General features: G+C 74.4%; 10 protein-coding genes. 8 read left to right on the forward strand and 2 right to left on the reverse strand.

Features of this window, described 5'->3' with window-relative positions:
- Positions 1–174 precede the first annotated feature (174 nt).
- Entirely contained in the window at positions 175–2,385 is a 2,211-nt protein-coding gene (locus ABT084_RS15920; RefSeq protein ID WP_351043386.1) for an MMPL family transporter, read from the reverse strand.
- 273 nt (positions 2,386–2,658) lie between these two features.
- On the opposite strand from ABT084_RS15920, the gene ABT084_RS15925 reads away from it, so the two are divergent.
- The 7 genes from ABT084_RS15925 to ABT084_RS15955 all read left to right on the forward strand — a co-directional run bounded on the left by ABT084_RS15925 (position 2,659) and on the right by ABT084_RS15955 (position 14,415).
- A complete protein-coding gene (locus ABT084_RS15925; protein ID WP_351043389.1) occupies positions 2,659–3,978 on the forward strand; it encodes a sensor histidine kinase in 1,320 nt (439 codons plus the stop codon).
- Positions 3,975–4,691, forward strand: coding sequence for a response regulator (locus tag ABT084_RS15930; RefSeq protein WP_351043392.1), 717 nt, complete (start codon positions 3,975–3,977; stop codon positions 4,689–4,691). The genes ABT084_RS15925 and ABT084_RS15930 overlap by 4 nt, the downstream gene beginning before the upstream one ends.
- A gap of 125 nt (positions 4,692–4,816) precedes the next feature.
- Positions 4,817–7,966, forward strand: a complete 3,150-nt coding sequence (locus ABT084_RS15935; RefSeq protein WP_351043394.1) for an amino acid adenylation domain-containing protein — start codon at positions 4,817–4,819, stop codon at positions 7,964–7,966.
- A 282-nt stretch (positions 7,967–8,248) separates the two neighbouring features.
- Positions 8,249–9,289: a hypothetical protein gene (locus ABT084_RS15940; RefSeq protein ID WP_351043397.1), complete on the forward strand. Its 1,041-nt coding sequence runs from the start codon at positions 8,249–8,251 to the stop codon at positions 9,287–9,289.
- Positions 9,290–10,556: 1,267 nt separating this feature from the next.
- Complete coding sequence (locus tag ABT084_RS15945) at positions 10,557–11,495, forward strand: metallophosphoesterase family protein (RefSeq protein ID WP_351043400.1); 939 nt, start codon at positions 10,557–10,559, stop codon at positions 11,493–11,495.
- A 42-nt stretch (positions 11,496–11,537) separates the two neighbouring features.
- Positions 11,538–13,199, forward strand: a complete 1,662-nt coding sequence (locus ABT084_RS15950; protein ID WP_351043403.1) for a hypothetical protein — start codon at positions 11,538–11,540, stop codon at positions 13,197–13,199.
- A gap of 121 nt (positions 13,200–13,320) precedes the next feature.
- Complete coding sequence (locus tag ABT084_RS15955) at positions 13,321–14,415, forward strand: DUF2330 domain-containing protein (protein WP_351043678.1); 1,095 nt, start codon at positions 13,321–13,323, stop codon at positions 14,413–14,415.
- Between the two features lie 61 nt (positions 14,416–14,476).
- On the opposite strand, the gene ABT084_RS15960 is transcribed toward ABT084_RS15955, so the two are convergent.
- Entirely contained in the window at positions 14,477–15,043 is a 567-nt protein-coding gene (locus ABT084_RS15960; protein ID WP_351043405.1) for a DJ-1/PfpI family protein, read from the reverse strand.
- A gap of 261 nt (positions 15,044–15,304) precedes the next feature.
- Between ABT084_RS15960 and ABT084_RS15965 the strand changes: the two genes are divergently transcribed.
- Complete coding sequence (locus tag ABT084_RS15965; protein WP_351043408.1) at positions 15,305–16,129, forward strand: endonuclease I family protein; 825 nt, start codon at positions 15,305–15,307, stop codon at positions 16,127–16,129.
- Positions 16,130–16,284: the final 155 nt, after the last annotated feature.

Here is a 16,284-nt window from a genome sequence, read left to right on the forward strand (position 1 = left end):
CCCGCGCCCGCCCCGGCGCCCGCGGCCGCCCTGCCGCAGGCGGGCACCGCGCCGTCCTCCGTCGCCGTGGAGAGCGGCGCGCCCGCCCGAGGCTGAGGCCCTTCACCGCGCGCACGGGACATCGGGCCCGAGCGAAGAGCGGGCCGGTGCGGGGTCGGGACACCACGTGCGGGGTCAGGACACCGGGACGCGGTACGGCTCCTCGGCGGGCCGCGGGCTCGGCGTCCCGTCCTTCGGGCGTCCTGGCCGTACGGGCCACCACGTGGCCCGGCCGAGGAGAGCGGCCAGCGCGGGCACCAGGACGACCGACAGGACGGAGGCCGAGAGCAGGATGCCGAGCGCCGTGGCGAAACCGACCTGCCGGGAGCCCGGGTCCGGCGCGACCGCCAGGCCGGCGAACGACCCCGCCAGGACCAGGCCCGCCGTGAGGATGGCGGGCGCGGTGCTGCGTACGGCGCGGGCCACGGCCGCGCGGGCCGGGCCGGGGCGCTCCATCTCCTCCCGGATCCGGTCGCTGATCAGGATGTTGTAGTCGGTGCCGAGGGCGACGACGAAGAGGAACAGCACCAGCGGGAGGGTGAAGGCGACGCCCGGCTTGTCCAGCAGGTGCTGGAAGACCAGGGCGGAGGCGCCGAGCGTGGCCGCGAAACCGAGCCCCACGGAGACCATCAGGATCACCGGGGCGATCAGGCTGCGCAGCAGGACGACCAGGATCAGCGCGATCAGCGCCGCCGCGACCGGGAACACGATCCGCAGGTCGTGGTCGACGGCGGTGGCCACGTCCACGAACACCGCGGCGGTGCCGCCCACATGGGCCACCGTGCCCTCGGGGGAGTGGGCCGCGACCGCGCCGCGCACCGGACCGGAGACCAGGTCACGGGCCCGCCGCGTCTCCGGGTCGACCGTCAGGTACACATCGATACGAGCGGCACCGTGGTCCCCGTTCAAGACGGTCGGCCCGACCCGGCCGACGCCCTCGACCGCGCCTAGCGCCCGGGAGAGTCCGTCGAGCCGCCCGGTGGTGAGGGCGCCGCCGTCCCGCGCCGTGACGTACACGGTCGTCGGCTCCCACGCGCCCGTCGGGAGCGCCCGGCCGATCTCGTCGGCGGTCGCCGTGGCCGCGGTCTTCCCGCCCGCCCCGCCCCGCCCGTAGTCCATGGTGAGCCCGGCCAGGCCGGTGGCCAGCGCGCCCAGCAGGGCCACGGAGGCCAGGGCCAGAGCCACCGGCCGGCGCGCCACCAGCGCGCCGAACCGCCCGGCCGCGTCCTCGCGCGGGGCGCGCTTCAACGCCTTCGAGGGCCAGAACATCGCGCGCCCGGCCACCGCCAGCATGGCGGGCATCAGCGTCAGGCTGCCGACCAGCATCACCAGGACCGACACGGCGATCGCCGGGCCGAGCAGCCGGAACTGGCCGAAGGAGGCGATCCCGAGGGTCGCGAAGGCGGCCACGATGGTCAGCGCCGCCGAGGTGATCGCCGTACCCACCCGGACCGACACCTCGGCGGCGACGACGCGCGCGTCGCACTCCGGCCGGTTCCGCAGCCGCTCGCGGTAGCGGAAGAGCAGGAACAGGAAGTAGTCGATCCCGATGCCCAGCAGCACCACCGGGATCAGGCTCGGGGTGGAGCCGTCCAGCGTGACGCCCGTGAGCATCGCGGTACCCGTGACGGCCCCGCTCGCCGCGCCGCCGATGAAGGCGATCGCGAGCAGGGGCAGGATCACGGCGAGCACGCTGCGGAAGGCGAGCACGTTCAGCAGCACGATCAGGGCCGTGGTGAGGATGCTCACCACCAGCGTCCTGGTCTTCTCGGCGTCGGTCACGTCGGCCGTCGAGGCGATGCCCCCGGTGAATCCCGTACGGAACCCCGCGTCGGCGAACTCGGCGCGGGCGTCGTCGCGGAACGCGCGGAAGAGGTCGAGCAGACCGGGGTCCATGGAATTGCCGGTCAGCTGGACGGACAGCAGCTGAAAGCTGCGGTCCGGCGCCGTCATGGCCGGAGCGATCCGCGGGGTCTGCGCATGGTCGATGCGCAGGAAGGAGGGCGTGTCCTCCTTGGGCGGCGGCATCGCCACCCGGCGCTGCCCCAGCTTCTGCGCCCGCGCCCGGACGCGCTCCTCGTCGGCGGCGCTCAGCAGCGCTCCGTCGGACCGGGCGACCAGGACGGTCACCGTGTTCGCGTCGGGCTTCACCCCGAACCGCTCCTCGGCGACCTTCAGGGCGGCGGCCGAATCGTAGGTGGCGGGGAGGAAGTCCGCCGGCTGGGTACCGGTGACCCGGTAGACGAGGGCCTGATTGAGGAACATCAGGGCTGTTCCCACCACCGCCCAGACGGCGATCACCTTCCATGGGTTCCTGGTCGAGAAGCCGGTCAGGGCGCGGATCACGAATGTCCTCCGGTCGTACGGGGCGGGCGCTCCGGGTGGTCCCGGGCCCGTATCCAGACCATCAGCAGGAAGCCGCCCGGGCGTCCGGGCGCGGGATGAGAAGCGGGTGGGGACCCTGGTCCGGCGCGGGCCGCCGACCAGGACCCCGCTCCTGGTCGGCGCCTCCCCCCAGGGTCCGTGGCCCGTGCACGCGCCCGGTGCGAGAATGGACCGGGCGCGGTCGAGGCGCACCGGCACCGGGCCGGAAGGTCCGGCGGCCGGGGGAGGACCACCATGACGAGCCGTGACACCGGTACGCCGCTGTGGACGCGGGAGGACGGGCTCGTCGCCATCGGCGCGGTGGCCGTGGACCTGGTCGCCTACAGCATGGCGGGCCAGTCCCACGGGTGGCCCGTCACGGCGAGCGGCATGCTGCTCCTCGTCCTCTCGGCGGTCCCGTTGCTCGTCAGGCGCCGTCACCCGGTCGCCGTCTTCGCGGCGGTCATGGTCATCGAGACGGCGCTGCGCCTGGGCCTCACGGTCGCGCCGGGACTCAACACCAGCCTCGTGGTCGCCCTGTTCACGGTCGTGCGGACCGGTCGGCCGATGGCCTCGGCCGCGGTGACCCTCTCGACCGTGGCACTGGCCCTGCTCGGGCCCGTCCGCGGGCTCTCGCTCGGCTGGGCCGTGCTGGGGTACACGACCTCGGCCCTGCTCGTCGTCGCCACCGCCCTGTTGGTCAACCGCTGGCGGCGGGACGTCGAGGCCAACCGCAGGCTGCTGGCCGACCGGGCCGTCGCCGACGAACGCCGCCGCATCGCACGGGAGCTGCACGACATCGTGGCCCACCACATCACCGTCATGCAGCTGATGGCGGGCGGCGCCCGGGCGAATCTCGCGCACGCCCCCGAGGCCGCCCGCGAGGCCCTGATCACCCTGGAGGACTCCGGACGGCTCGCCCTCGGCGAGATGCGCCAGCTCCTCGACGTCCTGCGGGCCGACGACACGGCCCACGAGCCGCGGCGGCCGGGCGCTCCGGGCGCCGCGCCGGAGCCGCGGTCCCCGATGGCCGCGCCCGAGGCGCCCCAGCCCGGCGCCGATGACCTGGACCGGCTCGTCGCCGAGTCCCGCCAGGCCGGGCTGCCCACCGAACTGATCGTGCGGGGAACGCCGTACCCGCTGGCGCCGACCGTCGGCCTCACGGTCTTCCGGCTCGTCCAGGAGGGGCTCACCAACGCCCGCAAGCACGCGGGGGACGCGCGGGCCTGGGTATGCCTCGCCTACCACCCGGACCGGATCACCGTGGAGGTCCGCGACGACGGGGCGGGCGGTGGCTCGGCGGGCAGTGGCGGGGCGGGCAGTGGCGGCGCGGCGGCCGCGGCGCCGTCGGGCCGCTCCGGCCGGTCCGCGCGCGGTTACGGTCTGATCGGCATGCGCGAACGCGTCGCGCTGCAGGGCGGCACGCTGGAGGTGGGGGCCCTCGATGGGGGCGGGTTCCGGGTGGCCGCGGAGCTGCCGGTGGGTGCGGGTGCGGGTGCGGGTGGAGGTGGGAGCGTGGGCGTGGCTTTGGACGGGGGCGCGCGTGCGTCCGTACGAGAGGAGGCGCGCCGATGAGCACGGCCGCGCACGGGGTGTCGCCGGAGCCGATCCGGGTACTGATAGCCGACGACCAGCCCCTCGTGCGGCGTGGTCTGGCCCTGATCCTCGGGCCCGACCCCTCCGTCGAGGTGGTCGCCGAGGCCGGTGACGGCGAGGAGGCCGTCGCCCTCGCGCACCGCCACCAGCCCGACGTCATCGTGATGGACATCCGGATGCCGGTCCTCGACGGGGTCGGGGCCACCGAGCGCATCGCCGCGGAACTCCCCGGCTGCAGGGTCCTCGCCCTGAGCACCTTCGACCTGGACGAATACGTCGTCGCGGCCTTGCGCGCCGGTGCCTCCGGCTTCCTGCCCAAGGACGTCTCGCCCGAGGAACTGCTCGCGGCGATCCGCACCGTCCACACCGGCGAGGCCGCCGTCGCGCCGCGCCTGCTCACCCGGCTGCTCTCCGCCTACGTCACCGCCCCCGCCCGGCCGCGGCCGTCCGCCCCGGTGCCGCCGGCAGGCACCGGCGACCTCACGCCCCGGGAGGCCGAGGTGTGGCGGCTGATGGCCACCGGCCTCGACAACGCGGAGATCGCGGCGGAGATGGACATCAGCGGGTCCACCGTCAAGAACCACATCACGAACGTCTTCGGCAAACTCGGCGTCCGGGACCGCGCCCAAGCGGTGATCGCCGCCTACGAGTCGGGTCTCGTCGAAGCCGCCCGCACGGGCGACTTGGCTTAATCGTCGCGGCGATCCGGTGGGTTCGGGCCGTCCTGCCCCCTTCGTATGGCCGGAAATCGGCTGCCCGCTCCCGGGATTCCGCCCGGCGGATACGTTCCGTCCCCTGAGGGAGAGGGTGATCGGCGATGACCGAGACAGCGGCGGACCCGGTGGGCCGGGCGGACGGGAACATTCACGAACGGCCGTTGGCCGAGCTGTTCTTCGAGCGGGCCCTGCTGCACGCGGAGCGGACCGCGGTCGACGAGCCCGGTGGCGCGCGCTACACGTACGCCGAACTAGCGGACCGCGTAGGGGTGTTCGCGGCCGGGCTGCGCGCCATGGGGGTCACCTCCGGCGCGGTGGTCGCCGTGGCGGGCTCCCGAGGCCCGCAGGCCTGCGTGGCGCTGCTGGGCGTGGTGTGCGCCGGAGCCACCTACCTGCCGCTCGATCCGACACTGCCCGCCGCCCGGGTGACCGGCATGCTGGAGGACGCCTCTGCCGTCGCCGTCGTCCGGCTGCCCGGAGCGGGGTCGGTGGACCCCGAGACCGCTCCGACCTGGGACTACGAACGGATCCTGACCGCCGGACGGGCACAGTCGGGGGGTGCGGGCGAGGTCCTGGCTCCGGTGTCCGCCCATGTGCCGGCCGACGTGCCCGCCTACGTCATGTTCACCTCCGGCACCACCGGTCGGCCCAAGGCCGTCGCCGTGCCGCAGCGCGGACTGGTCCGGCTCGCCGTCGACAACGGCTTCCTGGACGTCCGCCCCACCGACCGGGTGCTGCACGCGGCCACGCTCTCCTTCGACGCCTCCGTGCTGGAGATGTGGCCCGCCTTGCTGAACGGCGCCTGCCTGGTCCCCGCCGACGCGACGCTGCTCCTCGCCCCGTACGCCCTCGCCGCCTTCCTGCGCGAGCAGGACATCAGCATCGTCTTCGCCACCACCAGCGTGTTCCACCACATCGCGCACGAGCGCCCCGAAACCTTCGCCGGCCTGCGCTACGTCCTCACCGGCGGCGAGGCCCTGCGCCCGGAAGCGGCCCGCCGCGTGCTGGAGCACGGGCGCCCGCAGCGGCTGGTCAACGCCTACGGCCCCACCGAGACCGCCTGCGTCGCGGTCGCCCACCGGGTGGAGACCGTCCCCGAGGGCGCGACCGGCGTCCCCATCGGCCGCCCGATCGCCGACACGGTGTGCGTGGTGCTCCGCGAGGACGGCACGCGGGCCGGGCCGGGGGAGGAGGGCGAGCTGTGCATCGGCGGCCCCGCCGTCGCCGCGGGCTACCTCAACAACCCGGCCGAGAGCGCCCGCCGTTTCGTCACCCTCGATGCGCTGGATGCCCTTGATGCCCCGGAGCCCGTCGATTCCGTCGCCGGGGCCCGGAAGTTCTACCGCACGGGTGACTTCGTACGCCACCACGCGGACGGGGTGATGGAGTTCCGCGGCCGCCGCGACGACCAGGTCAAGGTGCGCGGCTTCCGGATCGAGCCGGACGAGATCCGCGACGCCGCGGCGGCGCACCCGGAGATCACCGACTCCGTCGTCCTGGCCCGCGAGGACGGCGCCACCCGCCACCTCGCCCTCTTCGCGGCCGCCACCCGGCCCGGACACCACCCCGACGTACGGGAACTGCGCGCCCACCTGGCCGAGCGGCTCCCCGCGTTCATGGTCCCGGCGACGATCACCGTCCTCGACCGGCTGCCGCTGGCCGCGAACGGCAAGGTCGACCGGGGCGCGCTGCTCGCGCTGGCCCCGGCCCCGGCACCGGCGGCCGAGTCGGCGGCCCCGGCGGTGGCGGACGGCGAGGGGGAGACCATCGCCGCGCTCGTCTCCCGGATCTGGGAACGGACCCTCCCGCAGGACGTCGCGCACGCCCCCGACGACGACTTCTTCGTACGCGGCGGCAACTCCCTGATCGCCGCGCAGCTCGTCAACACCGTCCAGGCCGCCCTCTCCATCGGCGGCGCGCACAGCTACCGGCTGGTCGGCGATCTGCTGAACCAGCCCACGCTCAAGGCCTTCATCAGCGCCGTCGAAGCCACCGTCCTCGACCGGCCGACCCCGCGCAGGGCCCCCGTCGCGGGCCGCTGGCTCGCCGACCTGGAGCGGCCGGTGCCGCGCGTCACGCCCGTCCCGATCACCGCGCACGACCGGCCCGACTGGCGGGTGCCCCGCCATGTCCTGCTCACCGGGGCCAGCGGTTTCCTCGGCGCCCACATGCTGCGCGCGCTGCTCGACCGTACCGACGCCGAACTGCACCTGCTCGTCCGCGCGCGGGACCTCGCGCACGCCCACCGCAAGCTCGCCCGGGCGCAGCGGCGCCACGGCATCACCCGGCCCCTGCCCGTCGAGCGCGTCCATCCGCTGCTCGGCGATCTGGCCCGGCCGCGCCTGGGGCTCTCGACGGCCGAATTCGACCGCCAGGCCGCCCGGGCGGACGTCATCCACCACTGCGGCGCCGACGTCAACTTCCTCTACCCGTATGAGCAGTTGCGCCCCGCCAACGTCGACGGCACCGGGGAGCTGATCGCGCTCGCGGCGCGTCGGGGCGTACCGCTGCACTACGTCTCCACCATCGGCGTGGTGCACGGCTTCGGTGCGGCCGGGGTGCGCGAGGTGGCCGAGGACACCCCGCTCGACCACGTCGAGCTGCTCTCCATGGGCTACACCGAGAGCAAGTGGATCGCCGAGGAACTGCTGCGCAAGGCCGGGCGCGCCGGGCTGCCGGTGGCTGTCCACCGGCCGCACGAGATCACCGGTGACGCCCTGAGCCACACCTGGGACAGCGGGGCCGCCCTCTGTGAGCTGTTCAAGATCATTACGGAGCTGGGGCTGGCCCCCGACCTGCCCGTGGCCCTCAACCTCGTCCCCGTGGACCACGTGGCCGCATCGATCGTCCACCTCGCCGCGCACCAGGAGGCGCGGGGGCAGACGTACCACCACGTCAACCCGCGCGAGGCCCTGCTCGACGACCTCGTCCAGCGGCTGCGCGCCCACGGGCACCGGATCGAGACCGTCGCCCACCACCGCTGGACCGAGGCGATGCAGGCCCATCTGGCCGAGCGCCCGGGGCACTCCTTCGCGCCGTTCGCGCCCCGGTTCACCACCCTGGCGGCCGGCAGCGACCTCACGCTCGAGGAACTCTGCACGGCCGATCACTTCCCCGTGCTCGGCCGGGAGCGGATCGAGGCCGACCTCGAGGGCAGCGGGCTGAGCTGCCCGCCCGTCGACGCCGCGTTCCTCGACGCGTGCATCGGCTACTTCCACTCCTCGGGATTCATTCCCTCACCTGCGGGCTGACCCCCTCGCGGCGGCCCCGCGCACGGCAGTTGGGCTCCGGGCGGGGGCGTGGGCGAGGTAACGGGATGCCAACGGAGCGTGCGCCGTCGGCGCGCACCCCGTAAGGTCGGACGACTTGCAGGCCAGGCCCCTGGGGCCTGGCCTGAATTCACGTGCCGTTCACTTGCGCGGTTCCGGGGCTTTGGTCCGGATTGGCGGGGTGTTGTGCGTGAGGGGGGATATGTAACGCATGCCCCATGACCTGGGTGACATCGGTTCTGTGGAAGCTTGAGGGGTTCGGTGGTGGGGACAGCCACGTGGGCGCCGGCCGTGACGGGCGGCGGGCCCGGTGACGACGCACGCGGTGACGCGCGCGGCGACGCGGCGGGCGGGGCGGAGCGCGCCGGTGGGGTTTCGGCCGGTGCGGAGTCGGTCGGTACGGCGCCGGCTGGTACGGCGCCGGCTGGTACGGAGCCGGATGGTGCGGGACCGGTCGGTACGGCGCCGGTCGGTACGGCGCCGGTCGGTACGGCGCCGGACGGTCAGGTCGCGCCGAACGCGGCGCCGACCTATCAGGTCAAGCTGCTCGTCGACCCCCGCCGGATCCTGGGTGCCGACGGCACCCCGCTCGACCGGGCCGCCACCGCGCTCGGCCTCGGGCAGTCCAGCGGCTTCCAGGTCGCCCAGTACATGGACGACGCCGAGCTGAGCTTCGCCGGGCAGGGGTGGATCATCCGGTTCCGCCACGACGGGGCCGAGGACCGGCTGCGGCTGACCTACAAGACCCGCTTCGACATCGTCGGCGACGGGACCGACCGCGCGGCCGTCGAGGAGGCCCTCGACCGGGCCAACGCGCACAGTTTCGACTGCCGCGACACCAACTACGACCCGCAGGTCAACATCAGCTACTCGCGGGCCACGCTCGACTTCTCCAACAAGAAGCGCGAGCCCGCGCCGGACCTCGCGCCGGGCGCGCTGCCGGATCCGGACGCGTCCCGTGCGATCGCCCTGGACCGGCTGCCGGGCAAGATGAGGAAGTGGCCGGCCAAACCGGCGGGCTGGGCGGAGGCCGTCGCGGCCGCCCCGCTGATCCACGGGCCCGTACGGCAGACCAACTACCCCGGCGAGATCCTCGGCCACCTGATGGAGATGCAGATCACCCCGCTGTGCGACGCGGACGGCCGGGAGTCCTGGTTCACCGAGATCACCGCCAAGGCGGAGACCTTTGGCGAGTGCATGCGGCTGCGCGCCGACCTCATGCGGACGCTGCGCGCGGAGGGCTGGCTTCTGGAACGCAACGCGTTCAAAACGGACCTGGTCCTGGGCAGACACCGCGCCCGCTGACCGGGCCGGTGCCCCACCCTGGGTCCGGGAGGCAGCCCGATGCCGTGGCCGGTACCCCGTCCCCGGGGGCCGGTCGCGCGCCTGGTTACCGGCCCGCGCGCGCGGCTCGCCGTGCGGCTCGTGTTCGCCTCCGGCGGCGCCTCAATCGCCGGCGGGGCTGGGTGTGGCTGGGGTGGTGCGATGCGGCTCGCCCGGGGGAGCGATTCAGCCTGCCCGGCGTTTGAGGGCCCGCCGGAGGCGCGTCGCAGCGTGACCGGCTCCGGCCTGGCATGGCTGCGGGGGCCGATCCGGCCTGTTCTAGCTGGCCCCGCGCGTGGCTTGCCGGTGCGGCTCCTGTTCGCCTCTGGCGGTGCCTCAATCGTCGGCGGGGCTGGGTGTGGCTGGGGTGGTGCGATGCGGCTCGCCGGGGGAGCGATTCAGCCTGCCCGGCGTTTGGGGGCCCGCCGGAGGCGCGGTGCGGGGGGACCGCTCCAGCGCGGCACTGATCCGAGGGTCGGGACGGCATGCCCTGGGTGGCCCCGGAGCCCCGCAAGGCGGGGGTGGGTGGCCCGGTGTTCGGGCGCCGGGGCACGCCCGGTGAGCCGGGGCCGTGGCTCGGCGCGGCCGAGGGCGGCGTCGCGTCGCGGGTCGAATTCTGCCCGGGCCGTCCGTCGTAGGCTCCGCTCGGCCGATGGCTGTCCGGCTCGCCGCCCCGATGTCCGGGATCCGACCGCGCGAACCCCGCACCGCCGTTCGCCTCGGCATGCTGGCGACCATGACATCGCCGTTCATACCGGCCCTCGCAGCGCCGGGCTCCATCCGGGACGCAGGACGCGCAGATCAGCAGCCCCCCGCCCGTGCGGGCGACGTCGCGCCGCGCGAGGCCGATCCACCGCTGACGGGCGCGGCCGTCCGCGCCGGCGTCCCCACCAGCTGCGGCCACCACGCCCTCGTGACCGTCGCCGTCCCGGACCCGCGCGCCCCGGCCCGCGCGGAGCCGTCCGCAGGCCGCCCGCTCCCGCTCCCGCGCCGGTGGTGGGGGACCGGCCGCCTCCGGGTCTGCCGCGGGACCCGGCCCGCTGGACGCCGTACCACCCGCCGGAGCAACGTCAAGCCGGGGAGACGGGTTTCGGTCGGATGGGGCGGCCCCGCCGACCCCGCGCCCGCAGCCCCGGTGTGCCGCGGGCGAACCCCCGGCCGGAGGTGCGCGTGACACCCCGGGCCGGCTCCGCCCCCGTACCCCCCACCCCGGAGGGGCGGGTCCGGGTGGCGCATCTGGCCGATCTGCATGTCGGGTCGCCGCTGCGCGGGCTCGCCGGGTACCCCGGGGCTCCCGCGATCGACCCCGAGCAGGCTCCGTACGACGCGCTGGAGGCGCTCGTGCGGAGGGTACGACGGGGTGCTCGTCGCCGGGGACGTCTTCGACCGGCACCAGGCGGACGCGGCCGCGTTGGCGGCCTTCCAGGACGCGCTGGGCCGCTTCCACGACGCGGGTCTCGCGACCGTCGTCGTCTCCGGCAACCACGACGCCGAGTCGCCGCTGCCCCAGAAGCTGTACCTGCCGCCCTCGGTGCGCTGGCTGGACGCCCACGCGTCGGAGACCGTGCACTGGGAGGACCTCGGGATCGCCGTCCACGGCCAGTCGATCGCGGAGGCCCACGACCTCCGCGACATCGCGGCGGGCTATCCGCGCCGGATCCCGGGGCTGGTCAACATGGGTCTGCTGCACACGAGTCTGCACGGTGCGTGGAGCCGCAAGACCTGCGCCCCGACCGGTGTACGGACCCTGGCGGCCGCGGGCTACGACTACTGGGCCCTGGGCCACGTCCACCATCGGCTGGCGCCCGCGCCCGGTCTCCGCGCCGTGTACGCGGGCAACGCGCACGCGCGCGGCCCCGCCGAGAGCGGCGGACGCGGCTACGCCGAGCTGCTGATCGCCCCGGCCGGCGACGGAGGCGAGGGAAGCGGGGGAGCCGTGGCCGTGCGCCACGTGGACACGGCCCCGGTGCGCTACGAACCCCTGCGCGTGAGCAGAGCGGAGACGGCCGAGGCGGAGATCCGGGCCCGGTTCGCCGCGGTCGCGCCCCCGTCGGGGGCCGGGGCCGTCGTGTGGACCCTGTCCGGGCCGGCCGGCGAGGACCTGCTCCGGCTGGCCCGCGACCTGGCCGATGAGCTGGGGCGGCCCGAGTTCATGGTGTGCGACGGCCCCGCCGAGCGCCCTCGGTAGGCTCGGGCGCGAAGGCGATCACACGACGACCGGGGCGAGGCAATGACGGACGACCAGCAGGACGCGGGCGCGGGCGTGGTATCGGGAGTCGGAGCGACAGACACAGAGACCGGGCCCGCGACAGCGACAGCCACAGCCGTCGTACGGGGGTACCCGGCCACCGCCGACGGCCATGCCGCCCTCGCCGCGCTGCGCGCCCTGGCCGACCGGCGGCCCGACGACGTCGAACTGCTCGACGGGTTCCGGGATGCCGACCTCGACGCATGGCCCGTGCACGTTCCGGAAGCCGTCCGTATCGTGTTGCGCGAGACCGGCGGGCTGGAAGTGGACGACGTACGGATCGAGTTCGGCCCCCACGGCAAGCCCCACTTCACCGACGGGTGCTGGATCCTCGGTGAACTCGACGCCGGAGAAGGGTCGTTGATCGTCGGCGTGCCCGAAGCCGACGGACGCGATGAAGTCGGGGGTGGCGGGTGCGACGACTGGGGGCCCGTCCTCGCCGTCTACACCTGGGGCGAGCAGGAGATCACCGTCGAGGCGCCCGGCTTCACCGGCTGGCTGACCGGCCTCGCGACCCGCCTCGCGGAGGGCGCGGACCCCGAAGACCGGCCCGCGCCCCGGTTCTTCGTCCCCGCCCGCCCCAGCATCGAGGCGGCCGAGGGACCCGACGCCGAACTCGCCGCGCTCGTCGGGCGCGGCGACTCGCTCACCGATGTCGCCGATCTGCGCGACCTCCCCGGCCATCCCTGCGGAATCGGCTGGGAGCCGTACTTCTCCACCGCTTTCAACACCGCCGACACCGGCAGCAGCGAAGTCCAGTTCCGGCTGGCCGGAGGCGGCCGCGCCCTGCTGCTGCGCAGCGTGGTCTCGGGTGACTTCCTGGGCCGCCCGGTCCGACGCCACCGGGTACCGACCGATGCTGCGAGCCGGGCCGTGCGCGAACTCCGCTCACTGGCGGCGGAGTTGCCGGAGCTCGTGCGGCTCGACGAGGGCTGCTCCGACGCCGCGATGGATGCGTGGGAGGTGCCGGTGCCGGAGGAGATCCGTACGGTGCTGCGCGCGATCGGGGGCGTACGGATGGCCGGAGCGCCCCCGCTGCGCCTGCTGCCCGGGGGCGAGGCCGACACGGCGCACGCGGTCGACCCCGAGGTGCACCGGATGATGGGCGGCGACGGCACGTACCACCCCATCGCGCGCGTGGACTACGCCCGCAGCTCCGCCCTCGCGCAGATCCGCGTCGACCCGAAGAGCGGCCACTGGGGTGCGGTGGTCTCCATCCCCACCGACCTCCGGCAGCTGCGCACCTATCCCGAACTCTGCCTGCTCGCCGAGTCGTTGCCGGTGTTCCTGCTGACCCTGGTCCGGCTGGCGCGCCGGTCCGCGCGGACGGCCGACTTCGCGAGGGCGCTGGCCGGGGCCACGCACTGGATGTTCCCGAACACGGGGGAGGCCTGGACCCGGCCGGTCCCGGTCGCCGAGTGGGCCGGCTCCCCCGACCCGCTGCGGGCCGCGGTCACCGCACTGCCGGCCGGTGCGCACGCCGCCGACCTGCGGGATTCCCCGGCTCCCAGCGACCTGTGCTTCCACCGGGCCGCCCAGTGGCCGCGGCGCGGGATCCTGGACCGGCTGTACTTCCCCGGCGCCGGGCTTCTCGCGGCGGCGGTCCCGGTGGCCGCCCCGGCCGCCGCCCCGGTGGTTCCGTAGAGCCCGCCGACCGCGGGGCAGGCCGGGCGGTCCCCGCCCCGCCCCCGCGCGTGGCCGGAACCGGATCACTCGCCTCACCGTCTGAGACCCCGTGTGGAGGAAACGAAGAATTCTCGCCGTGCTGCTCGCCCTGCTCGCGACCCAGCTCGGCTCGCTCATCAGCCCTGCCTACGCCTGCGGTTGCGGTGCGATGATCCCCGACGGCCGGTCCCGGATCGGGGTCGGTCAGGAGAGTTCCGTGCTGCGCTGGGACGGCGGCACGGAACAGATCGTGATGCGGTTCACCGTGAGCGGCGACGCGCACCGGGCCGCCTGGATCATGCCGGTGCCCGGCCGGGCGACCGTCGAGCTGGGCAACCCCGCTCTGTTCGACGACCTCGCCCGGCTGACCCGGCCCGAACAGCGGACCCGGACGTACTTCTGGCCCCGGGAGGGCGACTGGCCGTTCGACGGGCACGGGGACGGTGTGGGCGGCGCCGCGCCCTCGGCCGGGGCGCCGCAGGTCGGCGTCGTGGGCCGCGAACAGCTCGGTGACTTCGATGTGGCACGGCTCACCGCGACCGATCCGCAGGCCCTGCGCGGCTGGCTGAAGGACAACGGCTTCGAGCTGCCCGACGGCCTCGCCACCGAACTGAAGCCGTACGTCGACCAGAAGTGGGAGTACGTGGCGGTGCGGCTCGCGCCGAAGGACAAGGGCCGGACCCTCGGCGGTGATCTGGACCCGCTCCGGATCCGCTTCGCCAGCGACCGGCTGGTCTACCCGATGAGGCTGTCCCGGCTCGCGAAGAGCCCGCAGTCCCTCGGCCTGTACGTCCTCGCGGAGCACCGGATGGAACCCGGCTCCGCCATCGGCGGGTCCGCCCCCGAGGTGTCCTTCGCGGGCCGTATCGACCCGCAGAGCGATCCCAGGAGCGACCCGAAGAGCGAGGCGGCGCTGGCCGAACTGACCGGTGGCAAGCCGGTGTTCCTGACCGCCATCGACCAGCGGTTCCCGCAGCCCGCCCGGATCAACGGGGATCACGAGCTGCGGGCGGCCGCCGCGGACACCCCCTTCCGGCGCGTCGTCTACACGGACCGGCTCCTGACCGCGGACGACGGGACCCCCGTGTGGCTGCTGACGCTGCTGGGCGCGGCGGTGGCCGTCGCGGCGGCGGGGCTGGTGGTGGCCCTGGGGGTACGACGGCGCCGACGGAACGCCGTACGCGCCCGGGCGTGAGGGAGCCCCGGGGGCAGCCCGCGGCCGCCCCCGGGGCCCACGTCCGTGGAACGGGGCCGGATCAGGTCAGCGGCGCCTTGCCGCGCAGCACGGTGAGGAACTCCCGCATCCACGCGGAGTGATCGGGCCAGGCCCGGGCGGAGACGAGCATGCCGTCGACGACGGCCTCGGAGTCCTCGAAGGTGGCGCCGGCGGCCGCCATGTCCGGGGCCAGCGCCGGATAGGCGGTCACCCTGCGGTCGGTCAGCCCGCCGCCGACCGCGGTGATCAGCGGACCGTGGCAGATCTGGGCGATCGGCCGGTCGGAGTCGGTGAAGGCGGCCACGATCCGCTGGACCTCGGGGTCGTTGCGCAGGTACTCCGGCGCCCGTCCGCCCGGGATGACCAGAGCGGCGTACTCCTGCGGGTCGACCTCGGAGAACGCGAGGTCCGCGGGCCAGGAGTAGCCGGGCTTCTCCGTGTAGGTGTCGAAGCCCTCCTCGAAGTCGTGTACGACGAAGCGGAGTTGCTTGCGGGTGGGGGCCGCGACGTGGACCTCGTACCCCTCCTCGCGCAGTCGCTGGTAGGGATAGATGACTTCCAGTGATTCCGCAGCGTCGCCGGTCACGATGAGGATCTTCACTGCCATGGGCTGCTCCTGGGAGGGCTGTTCACGGACCGCGGCCCGGGTGGGGCCACCGCCACCGTGCCCGCGCGGCGGGGTTCTGCCAAGAGGGCGTCACCCGCTCGGAGGCACGGCGCCGGCCCCGGTGGGGCCGCCGGGAAGATCCAGGCTCCCGACATGTGTTCTTCATCTGTTCGGCACATGACAATGTGAGCCTCGCTCTGCCACCTGATATCCCGCCAATTCCCCGGGCGGGAGCGGTGCGTGTGGAGAGGTACCCCCCACATGATCAGAACTTCGCGCCTGGCGCCGCTGGCCGCGGGCCTCGCGGCGACGGCCCTGCTGTTCGCTCCGGCCCACGCCTCGGCGGGTCAGGTGCCCGTCGCGGCCGCGCCCGCCGCCGCGCCCCTCGCGGGCTCCGTCTCGGTCGACGCGTACTACGCCTCCGCCGAAGGCAAGACCGGCCCCGCGCTCAAGAGCGCGCTCCACGAGATCATCAAGGTCCAGTCCAAGGTCACCTACGACCAGGTGTGGAACGCCCTCAAGGTGACGGACGAGGACCCGGCCAACCACAACAACGTGATCCTGGTCTACTCGGGCCGCTCGCAGTCCAAGTCCACCAACGGCGGCGGGGCGAACGACTGGAACCGCGAGCACGTGTGGGCCAAGAGCCACGGCGACTTCGGCACCGCGACCGGCCCGGGCACCGACCTGCACCACCTGCGGCCCGAGGATGTCACCGTCAACAGCACCCGCGGCAACAAGGACTTCGACAAGGGCGGCAGCCCGGTCGCCGAGGCCCCGGGAAGCTTCACGGACTCGGACTCCTTCGAACCGCGGGACGCGGTCAAGGGCGACGTGGCGCGGATGCTGCTCTACATGGCCGTCCGCTACGACGGCGGTGACGGCTTCGCGGACCTCGAGCTCAACGACAAGGTCAACAACGGCACGGCTCCGGCGATCGGCCGGATCAGCGTGCTGAAGCAGTGGAGCCAGCAGGACCCGCCGGACGCCTTCGAGCAGCGCCGCAACCAGGTCATATACGACACCTACCAGCACAACCGGAACCCGTTCATCGACCACCCGGAGTGGGTCGCCCAGATCTGGTAACCGGCCTCGGGCGCTGGGTCTCGGGCCTCGGGTCTCGGGCCTCGGTCCTTGGCCCTTGGGCTCCGAGCACCGAGCGTCCGGCGCCGGAGAGTCCGGTGGATGCCACCGTCTCCCCGGCCCGGACGCACGGGCCGCTCCCGCTCACGTCGTCGGTG

Source organism: Streptomyces sp. NPDC002138 (genome assembly GCF_040296485.1).
GTDB lineage: Bacteria > Actinomycetota > Actinomycetes > Streptomycetales > Streptomycetaceae > Streptomyces.

Coding starts and splice junctions, on each gene's coding strand:
- ABT084_RS15925 (WP_351043389.1), top strand. CDS start 2,659: ATGACGAGCCGTGACACCGGTACGCCGCTGTGGACGCGGGAGGACGGG.
- ABT084_RS15930 (WP_351043392.1), top strand. CDS start 3,975: ATGAGCACGGCCGCGCACGGGGTGTCGCCGGAGCCGATCCGGGTACTG.
- ABT084_RS15935 (WP_351043394.1), top strand. CDS start 4,817: ATGACCGAGACAGCGGCGGACCCGGTGGGCCGGGCGGACGGGAACATT.
- ABT084_RS15945 (WP_351043400.1), top strand. CDS start 10,557: ATGTCGGGTCGCCGCTGCGCGGGCTCGCCGGGTACCCCGGGGCTCCCG.
- ABT084_RS15950 (WP_351043403.1), top strand. CDS start 11,538: ATGACGGACGACCAGCAGGACGCGGGCGCGGGCGTGGTATCGGGAGTC.
- ABT084_RS15960 (WP_351043405.1), bottom strand. CDS start 15,043: ATGGCAGTGAAGATCCTCATCGTGACCGGCGACGCTGCGGAATCACTG.
- ABT084_RS15965 (WP_351043408.1), top strand. CDS start 15,305: ATGATCAGAACTTCGCGCCTGGCGCCGCTGGCCGCGGGCCTCGCGGCG.